Source organism: Lactobacillus sp. ESL0228 (assembly GCF_003692825.1).
Lineage (GTDB): Bacteria > Bacillota > Bacilli > Lactobacillales > Lactobacillaceae > Lactobacillus.
Genome location: NZ_REHJ01000004.1, coordinates 21,687 through 35,248, shown reverse-complemented (window position 1 = coordinate 35,248; position 13,562 = coordinate 21,687). Strand labels below are relative to the sequence as shown.

The following is a 13,562-nucleotide window of genomic DNA, read 5'->3' as shown; positions in this document are numbered from 1 at the left end:
TCAATTCAAATTATATTTTGTCAATATTTCGTACGCTTCACTAACTTTTGTAGTTGTTAGCAAAGCTTTAATCCCACTTTCATTTTGGCAAAATGTCATCAGATTACTTAAAAGTTGGGCTTGCTCGTGTGGCTGGCTCATTGCAATCATGAATACTAGGTTCACTTTGACATCAACCTCTTTGTCTACCATACTTTTAAAGGAAACCGGTTTTTGTAAAGTGGCTAAAGCAATTTGTGATTTATTTACGTAATCTGAATCTGTATGGGGAATTGCTATACCTATTCCTCCTTCAAGCTGTAATCCAGTAGGAAAACTTTTCTCTCGAGATAAAACATGTGCTAAATAACTATCCTTTACTACATCTTCTTGTTTTAATGCTTCAGCTAATCTGGTAATAACTCCTATATTAGTTTCAGCATCTAATCCTAGATTTATTATCTTTTGGTCAAAGAACATTCTCATCCGCCTTTCTTAAGATTTATCTTAAGCGTTAACACAAAATAATTAAAAATGAAATTTGCACCTCACGGGGAAAATAAAATGAACTTAATTTTCACCTTCACTAGGAAAATTATGTTTTGCATTAATTCTTACTATGATTAAAAGTTAATGTAAAGGAGATAATTAAAATGATTAAAGTTGCAGTTTCATTACATAGCGGACCTAAAATAAATATAGAAAAATTATTGACGAAATTACTTGAAACAAATGTCGATTTGCTCCATATTGATGTAATGGATGGACATTTTGTTTCTGAAATTGATTTTGGCGAAAAATTAGTAAAAGAAATTAGTAATTTCTCACCAATCCCCTTAGATATTCACATGATGACTAAAAACCCAGAAAAACTAATATCTAATTATGCATTTCCCACAACCAATGTAATTGGTATTCACGTTGAATCAACACAACACATTCATCGGGCTTTAACGCTTATTAAAGAATTAGGTAAAAAGTGTGAGATCATAGTTAATCCAGGAACGTCTATTTCCACGATAATACCCGTTTTAGATTTCGTTGATCAAGTAATGGTCATGTCTATAGATCCTGGAACTAGTGGTACTAATTTTATTGATTCTTCAATAAAAAAAGTAGCATTGCTTGATAAAATGCGTAAAAAATATCATTACCATTATCAAATTGAAGTTGATGGAAGTATCAACGATCACAATATCAAAAAATTGATACCAGCTGGTTTAGATATTGCAGTTTCTGGTTCCTTTATTTTTAACGGAGATTTGAAAAAACAAATTGAAATACTTAAAAACATATGATTTTTTACTATAATTAATGCCACATATACAAAAAAGCAGCAGTTGCAATAGAGCAACTGCTGCTTTTTTAATTAATATAAATATTTTTGAATAACCTTTTGAGGATCCTTACCTGAACGAATTTTCATTTCTAATTCAATAGCGACATCAGCCATAATTGACTGCGGATCAATCACGTGATAAGGATGATTCGGTGCTTTTTCTTGTGCTAAAGATAGTTCTGTACAACCAAGTAAAATCACATTGCATTTATATTGATCATGCATAATTCGTAAAATGCGATGATATAATTTCGCATCTACAACACCTTTTTCTTTAATATTGGAATATATGAGTTTAGTCACTAAAGGTTGCACTTCTGGCCCACCCAATTCTACATGCCGGCCTACTTTTTGTAGCTCATCAACATAAAGATGATCATAAATTGAACCTTCAGTTGCGATTAATCCTATTTTCTCTTCTTGTGGATACTCATCTATAAATTTATGCACTGCAATTCTCATCATGTGCAAAAATGGTATATCCGTTAAACTGGCTAACTCATCATAAAAATAATGTGCAGTATTGCAAGGCATTACAAAAAAATCTGGATTCAACTTTGCTTGCTGCAATACATCATCATGCAAATCACCAAAAAAATTAGGTTGACGATGATCTTTAATATAGGCTGTTCTATCTGGAATTTGAGCATCATTTACCAGAATATAGTTTAAATAATCCTGATCTTTTGTAATTTTTATACGGTGATTAAGCAGATGGACATAACTTTCAGTCGCAATCGTTCCCATCCCACCAATGATACTAAAAAAATGTTTCATTTTTTATTTTTCTAACTATTAAAATGTCCTTCTTGTTCTTCAAGCTTGTTAATTACCTGCTGGGCCACGGTAATATCAGAAGGATATGGTGTATTGATACCACGAACCTTTTGAAAGCCATCCTCACCTTTACCACAAATTAAAACAATATCGTCTTTAGATGCCATACTAATAGCATCATAAATGGCTTTTTGGCGATCCAATTCAATTGTGACATCAACTTTTGAATGGTCAATTCCCGTATCAATTTCTTGGGCAATCTTTTTTGGATCTTCAAAACCAGGATCATCAGTAGTCAAGAAAGCTTTGGTAGCATATGCATTTAAACTATGACTAAAGCCTGGTCGACGTGATACACCTTTGTCACCCGGTGCGCCAACAACAACAATAATTTTAGGATTATTAAACTCACGTTGCATGAACCCCATTAGAGCCATCATTGAGGCTTCATTATGTGCATAATCAACTACAACAGTTCCATGCTTTTTTGTGATTTCAGTCTGCATTCTTCCAGGAACAGTAACTTCACCAATTCCCTTTGCAGCGGTAGCATAATCTAATCCTGCCAACCCAGCACCAATTACAGCGGCAGTACCATTAGATTCATTAAAATCGCCCAACATCTTTAACTTATAACTACCAGCAATTGGCAATTTTTTAGCTTTCGGACTAACGCAAAGAAGCTGGAAACAAGTTTGAATCATATCAATTTCTTGAGTTGAATAGCGAAAATCAATTGTTTGCTTCAAGGCAGGATTAGAAAACTTTTCATCAGCAAATAAATATATGCTATCAGGAGCTGTTGTTGTCGTTGCTGCTGCATAAACTTCCTCAAAGTGATCAGTTTGAGCATTAATAATGCATTTACGGGCATTAACAAGCAATTGCAACTTACAATGTAAATAATCCGCGAAATTCGGATGTTCATTTGGTCCAATGTGGTCTGGAGAAATATTCAAGAAGAAACCTAAATCATAAGTTAAACCAAACACACGATTCTTCTTGTATGCTTGACTTGAAACTTCCATTACCAAATGCGTCATCCCGTTATCAACAGCAGTACGCATATCGCGAAATAGATCCAGTGATTCTGGTGTCGTTAAGCTAGACTTAAACGTATCTGCTTCATTTTGTCCCACAACATTATTTACAGAAGAAATTAGGGCAGTTTTCCCACCATTAAATTGATCTAACATTCCTTTTAAAAAGTATGCTGTCGTGGTTTTACCTTTGGTTCCCGTAATTGCTACAACGTATAGGTCATCTTGAGGGAACCGGAAAAATGCTGCCGACAATAAAGCCATTGCCTTAGATACATCACGCACAATTAAGGCATGCATTCCTTTTCCTTCTGGATATGGTTGTTCAGCTACGTAACAATTTGCGCCATTATCCTTAGCCATCGACAAATAAGTTGGACGAAATCCTGCTCCCTTACAGAAGAACAAGGTGTTAGTTTGGATATCACGCGAATCATATGAAACATACTCCATCCTTGCCGTAACTGTGTCCTGAACTGCACTTGATTTAAGCAAATGATGTTCTTTTAAAATTAAAATACAGGTATTTAAAGAAATACTCATGTTATACCCCTCTATTGTTGATCTTAGTCAAAATTATAACATAGCTAGCCATTAATTTTTGCATTCTTTGGATTTAATGGTAAACAAATGATAAAACTAGTCCAATCTGCCCCAGATTCGCAACTGATTGTACCATGATGTAATTCAACAATACTCTTAGTAATCGATAATCCCAAACCAGTTCCACCCGTTTCAGTGTTACGTGATGGTTCTACCCGGTAAAAGCGTTCAAAGATTTTTTTAAGTGAAGATGAGGGAATTGGGGCTCCGTTGTTTTCAACTCTTAATTCAACTTCATTATTATTCACTAAATTAGCTATTAACTTAATTTGAGTTGCACCTTTACCATATTTTAAAGCATTGGTAATTAAATTATTATACACTCGCACTAATTTCTCTGGGTCAGCTTGAATCGTTAACTCCTTTGGTCTAGTCTCAATGCTAAAAGTAATTCCCTTTTCATGTGCTTCAAATTCAAATCCAGCAGCAACTTGTTCTAACATTGAGAAAATGTGTAGAGACGTCAAACTAAGTTTCGTACTAGTTGATTTTAGAGTGGTATAATCTAGCAAATCATGAGCTAAAGATTTCATCTGTTCAGCTTTCATATAAGCAATATCGAGATACTTTTGTTGATCTTTAGGATCAGCAACACCTGATTTCAACAATCCCAAATAACCAATAATTGATGTCAATGGTGTTCTAATGTCATGTGAGACATTACTAATTAACTCATCTTTTGAACGTTCAATTGCTTTTTCTTCATTAATTGCATTAACTGTACTAGCAACCAAAGAATTAATTGAATCTATCACCTTTTGCAGATCTGTTTTTACTTTAAAAGAAATTGTGTGATCAAAATGGCCCTGGGCAATGTAATGTAATTCAGAAATAACATGACGCAATTGCATTTGATGATAACGACGAATTAAACGCCAATAAAGCACAATTAGGTCAGCAATTCCCATCATAATCAAAAAAGTATTTTGCCATGACCATAAGTGACGACCCCCAGCAAAGGTAATCGTTTTTTTTAAAAAATAAATTCCATTGACTAAATTTTGGTTCTGTAAAATTGTTAGATAAATTAGAATAACAATCGATAAATTTAATAACAGTAATAGTACTACTGTTATTACGCCTTCAGCAAACAACTCGCTCTTTTCTGCAGCTGTGAGCTTTACACGTTCCTTTTTCATTAATTAAGCCTCAACTTTATAGCCGACGCCCCAAACTGTTTGAATAACATCTTCGCCCCCAGTGGCTTTTTGAATCTTGTCACGCAAATGTGACACATGAACCATTACAGTTTTTGCTGAAACAATTGATTCTTGCTGCCAAACCCGCTCAAAAATTTCATCAGCAGAAAAAACACGATTAGGATGACTTGCGAGTAAGTACAAAATACCAAATTCCAAAGCTGTCAGCTGAATATCTGTACCATCAATCGTTTTTACTTCATGCGAATCACGGTTAATAACCAATGGTCCAATTTCTAAAATATCAGGTTCATCATCTTTAACTTGTCTTTGACTTCGACGAAGAAGTGAACGAACTCGTGCCATTACTTCAAGTGGGTTAAATGGTTTAGAAACATAGTCGTCAGCACCAGTGATTAGACCTTGAATTTTATCCATATCTCCAGTTTTAGCAGAAACAATAATAATTGGAATATCCGAGTCTTTCCGGACTTCCTTAATTACATCAATTCCACTCATATTTGGCATCATCACATCTAAAATCATTAATGCAATATCTGGACTTGTTGTAAGTTTAGTAATTGCTTCTTTGCCGCTATAAGCCACGACGGGTGTGTAACCTTCATTTTTAAGGTAAATACTTAATAATTCAACGATTTCTTTGTCATCATCAACTACCAAAATTTTCATTAGGTTCTTCCCTTCTTTTTGTTTTGTTGAATCCTTCATATATAGTGTAGCAGAACTTATGTCTCATATTTTAGCTAATTTAACTGTAATCACCTAATATTCGAACTCATCTTATCTTTTTATTAAAAAAAGCCAGGACATTTGTAACGAGTGGCAAAAGTTAGACAACTTGCGCCACTCATTATACTTCCCAGCTAAAATATTATTTATTAATTCTAATTATATTTAAATATTCAATGAGCCACTGATGATCAATATAGCCCTGACATTTATTATTCTGATCCTGAATTCGAATTTCTTTAGCCTTACTCAAGAACTGCAACACTTGAGCTAAACTGATTCTTTCATCAATCGTAATTAAGTTGTCAAATAAATTATGGGGCTTCGGGTTTAATTTAAGCAATAAACAAGCCTGAGATACAGGTGTTTCATAAAAATCATTTACCATACTACCATGAAAGAAGTCCTCTACAAAGCTAGTAGCCGGATGACGCAGAATAGTTTGTGGCTGGTCAACTTGTACTAACTTACCGTTTTTCATAATTCCAATTCGATCCGCTAATTTAAATGCCTCATTCATATCATGAGTAACAAAGACAATAGTATTATTCATTTTTCGATGCAAATCTAAAACGAGATTTTGCAGATTATTTCTTGCCAAAGGATCAAGGGCACTAAAAGGCTCATCCATTAAAATAATTTGCGGATTAGCGGCAATCGCTCTTAAAATACCAATTTTTTGCTGTTCACCACCTGATAAATCTTTTGGATAGCGATTATAAAATCTTTCTGCATCTAGTCCAACATCATGTAATAATCTTTCAACCATTTGCTGTTGATTTATTTGTTCACCCTTAAGCATAGGTACAAGAGCGATGTTCTCGGCAACTGTCATATTGGGAAATAATGCGTTTTGCTGAAATACATAGCCAATATTCCATCGTAAGGAACGTAAATTATAATCTGTAACTTTACGATTATTAACAAGTATATTTCCTTCGCTAGGTTCTTTTAAGCGGTTAATCATTTTAATAGACGTAGTCTTCCCACTACCAGAATTTCCGACTAAAACAAACAGTTCTCCTTGGTGAATATCTAAATTCAAATCATTAACTACCAATTTACTAGCAAAATATTTCTTTACATGTTCAAATTTAATTGCTGTTGTCACTTTTATTTCTCCTTGATCAAGTGATGGTTAACTAAAAAGCGATGTGCAACTACAGCTGGAGCAATATTTTTAACATTTACTTCATAGTTCATTTCTTGCATCTGCTGTTCTGTTATTCGTCCAGCAAGCTTATTTAAACTTCGTACAATTTGTGAATGCTTGCGAGCAAATTCCAATTTCATCAAGGGAGCTCCTTGATAAATTGGAAAATTGTGTTGATCATCTCGTAGAATACTCAAATGATATTGTCGCAATTCACTATCTGTCGAATAGGCATCGACAATATTGACTTTGTTCTGGTGAATTGCTTGATAACGTAATGCAGGTTCCATTGATCTAACAGGAAAATCAATGCCATATATCTTTTTTATCCCTTTAAGCCCATCATCGCGATCAATAAATTCAAGTGTCATACCACCTCTTAATTGAGATTGGATATTTATCAAATCGCTAATTTTGTTTAGCCGGTGTGCTTTCTTAAACGAATTTTTTACTGCTAATGCATAAGTATTGTTATATGCCATTGGTTTTAATAGAGTTAGCTTGTCCTGCTTTTTAATCAACTTTTGGGCCTTCTCATACGTTTGCTGTTCAGTTAAACCAACCGCTTTTTGTGGTTTTTTAGCTAATGTTTCCAGAATTGTCCCAGTAAATTCTGGATAAATATCAATTCTAGCTTTGTTCAACGCACTATACAAAAAAGTAGTCTTTCCAAAATTTGGTTTTAAAATGACTTTAATATGTGGGTCATCCTGCTCAATTAGCTCTTTATACATATTAATTAAAATTTCTGGTTCTGAACCAAGTTTACCAGCAATTGTTACTATTTGCGTTTGATTAGCCATTGTAGAATAAATACCACTTCCGAATGTTAAAAGAACACCCATACTTAATACAATAAAAACTGTTTTTAAAGATGAATGATCTAGCCACTTGATAAGAATACTTAAACTAATTGCTAAAATTCCTGAACAAACTGCACCAATTATAATTAAGGAAGTATTATTACGATCAATTCCTAAAAGAATAAAGCTTCCAAGTCCCCCCGCGCCAATTAAAGCAGCCATTGTTGCAGTTCCTACAATTAATACCATTGCTGTTCTAATACCGGAGATAATAGTTGGCATCGCTAATGGTAATTCAACTTTGACTAATTTCTGCAAAGGCGACATACCAAATGCATTAGCAGCTTCCTCATATTCCTGATTAATACTAGTCAATCCAACATAAGTATTTTGAAAAATTGGTAGTAGAGCATAAATGACTAAAGCTATTACTGCTGGCACAGTACCAATACCAACAAATGGAATTAGTAGTCCAAGTAATGCTAAAGACGGAATTGTTTGTAGTATGCTAGTTAATTGAAGTAAACATTCAGCAGCTTGACAATGTTTTACTGCCCAAAAAGCAAGTGGCATTGCAATAATCATTGCAATTAATAGAGAAATCATTGATATTTGCAAGTGTTGTAACAAAGCAACCCCTAAATCACCTCCGCGCTTACTTAAGATTTGTAAAATTTGACTCATATACTCACCTCTTAATTATTTAAAACAATAACTTTTCCTAAATTTTGTGAACTTTCTAAAAAATTATGTGCTTGTTGCAATTCACTAAGTTTAAAAATTTTTTCCGGTCTAATTTTAATATTATAAGCATTTATATATTCTAATAAATTGTTTAATATATTTTCAGAAACATTATTGGAGTAGAAACTAGTTAAATACGAATTAGTAGCAAAATCAATTATTGGATCAATATTCTCTAAACTCCATTGGCCTCCTAATTGACCTGTACTACAAACAATACCGCCTGCTTGGACATGCTTAAAAGTATCTTTAATAGTTTTAGGACCAACTAATTCTAAAACTTTACTGTATCTATCATTTGTTTGTAAACTATTGTTTATATCTAAAACAATATGATCATAACCATAATCTAATAAAGATCGCTTTTTGGTTATATTTCTTGTAGCAGCTGTCAAAATGCAAGTGGGAAACTTAGCCTTAACTAAATTAACGAAGGCTAGCCCAACTCCACTACTTCCTCCACGAACTAAAATAGTTTCATCAGCAACTATTCGCAGATTGAGTAAAGAACCATATGCTGTATAATACGATTCCGGCAAAGTAGCAAGTGAGATCCAATCTAATGAAGTCTTAATTGGATAAATTTGTTTGTTCGGTACCAATGTATATTCTGCATAGCTACCATCAAACGCCCGTCCCATCTCTCCCATTAAAGAGACTACCTTTTGTCCAACTGGTATGCGGTCAGAATCTGTTGATATTGAAATCTCTCCTACACACTCAATCCCTAAAATTCGCGGAAATTTCACAGAAGGTGACAACCCTTGTCTAGTAACTATTTCAGAATGATTTATCCCGAAACCTTTAACCTTAATTAATGACCACCCTGGCTTTACTTTTGGCCGTGATACTTCCATGTAACGTAACTGATTTATATCACCTGGAGTCTCAACTACTACAGCTTTCATTATGCAACCTCTTTTCATATTTGCCTTAATTTCTTTTATTTAATATAATTTTTACAGGATAAAATGTAAAGTAGGCACTTAAAAGTTGTGTACATACTTTTAGTTAGAAATTAATTTGTGGAGGTTAACATCATGTCTCGGAAAACATTAGAACAAAATGGAATTTGTCCAGTAGCTACTACGATAAACTTACTTAGTAGTAAATGGAAAATCTTAATTATGCGTGATTTATTAACTAAGAAAATGCGCTACTCGGAGTTAAAAAATAGTGTCTCTGGTATTAGTCAGAAGATGCTGACTCAAAGCTTACGTGAAATGGAAAATGATGGTTTAATTAAGCGAAAAGTTTTTCCAGTTATTCCGCCCAAAGTTGAATATAGCTTATCGAAACTAGGACAAAGTATGCGTCCAGTAATTGATGCAATGGCTGACTGGGGGAGCACATATCTGGATAAAAATCCAACTAAACGAAAAGAAATTAAATAACTATTTCTTATAAAAATTTGAGTCTAAGCACTATTTAGTTGCTAATTATCTAAGTGCAAATTAAAAGACTAACTTTATCTAAATGATGAAAGTTAGTCTTTAATAAATTTAGCATAGTTTATATTCAATTTTATTTTTCTTTTATAACGAAGTGCACTAAAAGAAAGCTAATAAAATAGTTTTTAAATTATTCAATTTCTTTTTTACCAGTATACAATTCGTAGTAGTATCCCTTTTGCTTTAGCAATTGGTCATGGTTACCTGCTTCAATAATATGACCATGATCAAGAACTAAAATCAAATCAGAATTAACAATTGTGGATAAACGGTGCGCAATCACAAAACTAGTCCGACCAGCAAGTAGGTTATCCATTCCAGACTGAATTAATTTTTCTGTTTGAGTATCAATACTTGAAGTTGCTTCGTCTAAAATCATTACCGGTTCATCAGCTACCATTGCTCGAGCAATACTTAGTAATTGCATTTGACCTTGTGAAAGATCGCCACCATTACCATCAATGATAGTTTGATAGCCTTCATCTAAATGATGAATAAATTCATCTGCATGTGACAGATGAGCAGCTTGATAAATATCGTCATCACTAGCACTTCTATTACCAAAGCGAATATTATCCATAACAGTTCCGGTAAACATATGTGTTTCTTGCAAAACAATTGATAAAGATTGCCGTAAATCATCTTTTTTAATTCGCTTCAATGGGATCCCATCATAAGTGATTGTACCGGAATCTATTTCATAAAATCTATTCAACATATTAGAAATAGTAGTTTTCCCAGCACCTGTTTCGCCAACTAGAGCCACTTTCATTCCTGGTCTGGCATCAAGAGAAATATTATATAAGATTTGCTTATCAGGAGAATAACTAAAATTGACATTGTCAAAAACAATGTGACCCTTTACCGTAATCTTTTTTATTGTTCCATCTGCTTGGGGCACATTCCAGTGCCACATTCCCTTAACATTTTCATCTTTTGAAATTGTTACATCGCCATCATCGATCTCAATAGGTTGATCTTCTAAATCAAAAATTCTCTTAGCACCAGCTAAAGCCATTACAATTGAGTTTAATTGTTGCGATATTTGGGCAATCGGCATTGCAAATTGTTTCGATAACTGCAGGAAAGCACCAATGACTCCAAGCGATATTGGTGCAATGCGATTAATCGCTACTGCACCGCCTAAAATAGCAATTAAAACATAAAGTAAATTCCCCATGTTTCCCATAATTGGAAATAAAATGGTGGCATAAGTATGAGCCTTACCTGATGCAGCTTCCAATGCCCGATTATAGCCTTCAAAATCTTCTTCTACCTCGGGTTCATGACTAAATACTTTAATTACTTTCAAACCATTCAACATTTCTTCATTATAACCATTGACTTGGCCAAGTTCTTTTTGCTGTTTTTGAAAGTAGTAAGCCGATTTAGATGTTAGGAACCGTACGATCCCGATTGATAAGACAAAAACAATCAGAGTAAATATTGTCAATTGCCAACTTAAACTAAGCATAGCCCCCAAAACAAAGATAATATTAAGTCCTGAATTGATAAATTGGGGAATTGATTGCGAAATCATCTGCATCAATGTATCAATATCATTTGTATAACGACTCATTATATCGCCGTAATCATTCTCATCAAAGTATGCAATAGGCAACTGCTCCATGTGTTCGAACATCTCGTTACGTACACGGTATTGTACTTTCTGGGCTAACACAGCCATCAACATGGCAAACAGATAGCTAGAAATAAAACCGATTGCGTACATACCAAACATTACCATTATTGCACGCCAAAGTGGCCCAAAGTCTGGATGAGCTTGCTTAGTTAACGGAATAATATAAACATTGATTAACCGTTCAATGAACAATGATCCAGCAACTGTTGAACCTGCCGCTAAAATTATTGCAATAATTGATGTGATGAGCATCCATGGACTAGTATTTACCACTAATTTTAGCAGACGATATAAAGTTTGAGACTTCTTCTCCTTCATACTTGTATTCTTATTTTTTCCTGCTTTATCCAACTTCATCACCTACTTCTTCTGTTCTTCTTGGAACTCAGCAATTGAACTGTACAAATCGTTACGCTTCATCAATTCATCATGTGTACCAATATCCTGAATTTTACCATCATCCATCACAACAATTCGATCCGCATCTTTAATTGAAACAATTCGTTGTGAGATGATAATTTTTGTTGTATCCGGCATATTTTTAGACAATGATTCTCGAATTTCACGTTCAGTTTGAGTATCAACTGCAGAAGTTGAGTCATCTAAAATTAGAATTTTAGGGTTCTTAAGGAGGGCTCGTGCAATTGTAATTCTTTGCTTTTGTCCACCAGAAACATTTGCTCCACCTTGTTCAACCATTGTGTCATATTGATTAGGCATTTCACGGATAAAATCATCTGCATGTGCAACTTTAGCTGCCGCTACAACTTGATCGTCGGTAGCATTTTCATTTCCCCATTTTAGATTTTCTTTGATTGTACCTGAAAATAGCACATTATTTTGTAAAACCATTGCTACATTATCACGCAATGTTTTTAAATCATATGATTTAACATTATGTCCAGAAACACGTACCGCACCAGATACAGTATCATACAAACGAGGAATCATCGCCACCAAGGTTGATTTAGACGATCCAGTTTTACCAATTATCCCCAGGGTTTCACCTGCATTGATATGCAAATTAATATTACTTAAGGCTAGCGCTTTATCTTCTTGGTCATACTTAAAATTGACATGATCAAAAATCACTTCACCATTATTCAAATGAGTCAATGGCTTACGTGGATTTTCAATTGAAGGCTCTTCGTTAATTACGTCCGCTATTCTTCGACCACTGGCAGATGAAAGAACTAGTTGCGTGAAAATCATTGCCAAAATATTTAAACTATTCAAAACTGAATTTGAATAAGAAAACATTGAAATCAGTTGACCTGTTTGTAAAGTGCCACCCACGATTTCTTTAGCTCCAAACCAGCAGATGGCTAAATTAGAAATATTTAAAACTGCAATTACAATCATCGAATTAAGTGACATAATCTTCTGCGCAGTTGAAAATAATTTGTAAATAAATCCTGAAGCTTTATTGAATTTTACCGTTTGTGGTTTTTCCTGAACAAAAGTCTTTACTTCACGTATTCCACGAACATTCTCTCGAACAACTTCGTTCATTTGGTCATAACCCTTAAAGATTTTAGGAAAATACGGACTGACGCTTTTGATTACTAATGCTAACAGTAATATAAAAACCGGTGCCAAAACCACAAAAATAAGCGATAATCGTGGACTAATAATGAGTGACATGATTATCGAAACAATCAGCATCATTGGGGCTCTAACAGCAATTCTAATCAATATTTGATACGCCATCTGAACGTTATTAACGTCTGTTGTCATTCGCGTAACTAAACTTGCACTGGAAAACTTGTCAATGTTTTCAAATGAGTAATCCTGAACATGATAAAACATATCCTTACGCAAATTCGCAGCAAATCCTGCCGCAGCGTGAGCGGACACATAACTAGCTCCTGCTCCCAATACTAAGGAAATAACAGTAATAACTAGTAGAATCAAGCCCCATTTTGTAATATAAGACATGTTGCCTTTCATGATTCCATTATCAATTAAAATACCAACCAGATATGGAATTAACATTTCAATGATAACTTCACCTGTAACAAGTAATGGCGACAACAATGATAAATTCTTATACTGCCTAATTGATTTACGCAGTGTGTTAATCATTAAATACCTCTTTCTATTCAATACAAAATGTTGTTTCTTTTCTACAAGTAACTTATT

The 13,562-nt window shown here is 34.0% G+C and carries 12 protein-coding genes; 2 read left to right on the top strand and 10 right to left on the bottom strand.

Going from position 1 to position 13,562, the window contains the following annotated elements; translation table 11 throughout:
* Positions 1-459: a PTS sugar transporter subunit IIA gene (locus F5ESL0228_RS01005; RefSeq protein WP_122022585.1), complete on the bottom strand. Its 459-nt coding sequence runs from the start codon at positions 457-459 to the stop codon at positions 1-3.
* 173 nt (positions 460-632) lie between these two features.
* Between F5ESL0228_RS01005 and F5ESL0228_RS01000 the strand changes: the two genes are divergently transcribed.
* Positions 633-1,277 carry a ribulose-phosphate 3-epimerase gene (locus F5ESL0228_RS01000; protein ID WP_122022584.1) on the top strand — a complete coding sequence of 215 codons (645 nt, stop codon included), beginning with the start codon at positions 633-635 and terminating at the stop codon, positions 1,275-1,277.
* Positions 1,278-1,348: 71 nt separating this feature from the next.
* On the opposite strand, the gene F5ESL0228_RS00995 is transcribed toward F5ESL0228_RS01000, so the two are convergent.
* From F5ESL0228_RS00995 to F5ESL0228_RS00965, 7 genes are all read right to left on the bottom strand, one after another.
* Positions 1,349-2,095 (bottom strand): aspartate/glutamate racemase family protein, encoded by a 747-nt coding sequence (locus F5ESL0228_RS00995; RefSeq protein WP_122022583.1) that lies wholly within the window; start codon positions 2,093-2,095, stop codon positions 1,349-1,351.
* 11 nt (positions 2,096-2,106) lie between these two features.
* On the bottom strand, positions 2,107-3,678 hold the full coding sequence (locus tag F5ESL0228_RS00990; RefSeq protein WP_122022582.1) for a UDP-N-acetylmuramoyl-L-alanyl-D-glutamate--2,6-diaminopimelate ligase: 1,572 nt from the start codon (positions 3,676-3,678) through the stop codon (positions 2,107-2,109).
* A 44-nt stretch (positions 3,679-3,722) separates the two neighbouring features.
* Positions 3,723-4,877 (bottom strand): cell wall metabolism sensor histidine kinase WalK, encoded by a 1,155-nt coding sequence (locus tag F5ESL0228_RS00985; protein WP_122022581.1) that lies wholly within the window; start codon positions 4,875-4,877, stop codon positions 3,723-3,725.
* Between the two features lie 3 nt (positions 4,878-4,880).
* The gene (locus F5ESL0228_RS00980; RefSeq protein WP_122017712.1) at positions 4,881-5,567 is read right to left on the bottom strand and encodes a response regulator transcription factor; all 687 of its coding nucleotides are present in this window, start codon (positions 5,565-5,567) and stop codon (positions 4,881-4,883) included.
* A gap of 202 nt (positions 5,568-5,769) precedes the next feature.
* Positions 5,770-6,738, bottom strand: a complete 969-nt coding sequence (locus F5ESL0228_RS00975; RefSeq protein ID WP_122022580.1) for an ABC transporter ATP-binding protein — start codon at positions 6,736-6,738, stop codon at positions 5,770-5,772.
* Between the two features lie 2 nt (positions 6,739-6,740).
* On the bottom strand, positions 6,741-8,267 hold the full coding sequence (locus tag F5ESL0228_RS00970) for an ABC transporter permease/substrate-binding protein (RefSeq protein ID WP_122022579.1): 1,527 nt from the start codon (positions 8,265-8,267) through the stop codon (positions 6,741-6,743).
* An 11-nt stretch (positions 8,268-8,278) separates the two neighbouring features.
* Positions 8,279-9,235: a zinc-binding dehydrogenase gene (locus F5ESL0228_RS00965; RefSeq protein ID WP_122022578.1), complete on the bottom strand. Its 957-nt coding sequence runs from the start codon at positions 9,233-9,235 to the stop codon at positions 8,279-8,281.
* Positions 9,236-9,367: 132 nt separating this feature from the next.
* On the opposite strand from F5ESL0228_RS00965, the gene F5ESL0228_RS00960 reads away from it, so the two are divergent.
* Positions 9,368-9,721, top strand: coding sequence for a helix-turn-helix domain-containing protein (locus tag F5ESL0228_RS00960; protein ID WP_122022577.1), 354 nt, complete (start codon positions 9,368-9,370; stop codon positions 9,719-9,721).
* A gap of 187 nt (positions 9,722-9,908) precedes the next feature.
* Here the strand turns inward: F5ESL0228_RS00960 and F5ESL0228_RS00955 are convergent, their stop codons facing one another.
* Both F5ESL0228_RS00955 and F5ESL0228_RS00950 read right to left on the bottom strand, forming a co-directional pair.
* Complete coding sequence (locus F5ESL0228_RS00955) at positions 9,909-11,738, bottom strand: ABC transporter ATP-binding protein (RefSeq protein WP_369916831.1); 1,830 nt, start codon at positions 11,736-11,738, stop codon at positions 9,909-9,911.
* Positions 11,739-11,780: 42 nt separating this feature from the next.
* Positions 11,781-13,505 carry an ABC transporter ATP-binding protein gene (locus F5ESL0228_RS00950; RefSeq protein ID WP_122017710.1) on the bottom strand — a complete coding sequence of 575 codons (1,725 nt, stop codon included), beginning with the start codon at positions 13,503-13,505 and terminating at the stop codon, positions 11,781-11,783.
* Positions 13,506-13,562: the final 57 nt, after the last annotated feature.

Coding starts and splice junctions, on each gene's coding strand:
- F5ESL0228_RS01005 (WP_122022585.1), bottom strand. CDS start 459: ATGTTCTTTGACCAAAAGATAATAAATCTAGGATTAGATGCTGAAACT.
- F5ESL0228_RS01000 (WP_122022584.1), top strand. CDS start 633: ATGATTAAAGTTGCAGTTTCATTACATAGCGGACCTAAAATAAATATA.
- F5ESL0228_RS00995 (WP_122022583.1), bottom strand. CDS start 2,095: ATGAAACATTTTTTTAGTATCATTGGTGGGATGGGAACGATTGCGACT.
- F5ESL0228_RS00990 (WP_122022582.1), bottom strand. CDS start 3,678: ATGAGTATTTCTTTAAATACCTGTATTTTAATTTTAAAAGAACATCAT.
- F5ESL0228_RS00985 (WP_122022581.1), bottom strand. CDS start 4,877: ATGAAAAAGGAACGTGTAAAGCTCACAGCTGCAGAAAAGAGCGAGTTG.
- F5ESL0228_RS00980 (WP_122017712.1), bottom strand. CDS start 5,567: ATGAAAATTTTGGTAGTTGATGATGACAAAGAAATCGTTGAATTATTA.
- F5ESL0228_RS00970 (WP_122022579.1), bottom strand. CDS start 8,267: ATGAGTCAAATTTTACAAATCTTAAGTAAGCGCGGAGGTGATTTAGGG.
- F5ESL0228_RS00965 (WP_122022578.1), bottom strand. CDS start 9,235: ATGAAAGCTGTAGTAGTTGAGACTCCAGGTGATATAAATCAGTTACGT.
- F5ESL0228_RS00960 (WP_122022577.1), top strand. CDS start 9,368: ATGTCTCGGAAAACATTAGAACAAAATGGAATTTGTCCAGTAGCTACT.
- F5ESL0228_RS00955 (WP_369916831.1), bottom strand. CDS start 11,738: ATGAAGGAGAAGAAGTCTCAAACTTTATATCGTCTGCTAAAATTAGTG.
- F5ESL0228_RS00950 (WP_122017710.1), bottom strand. CDS start 13,505: ATGATTAACACACTGCGTAAATCAATTAGGCAGTATAAGAATTTATCA.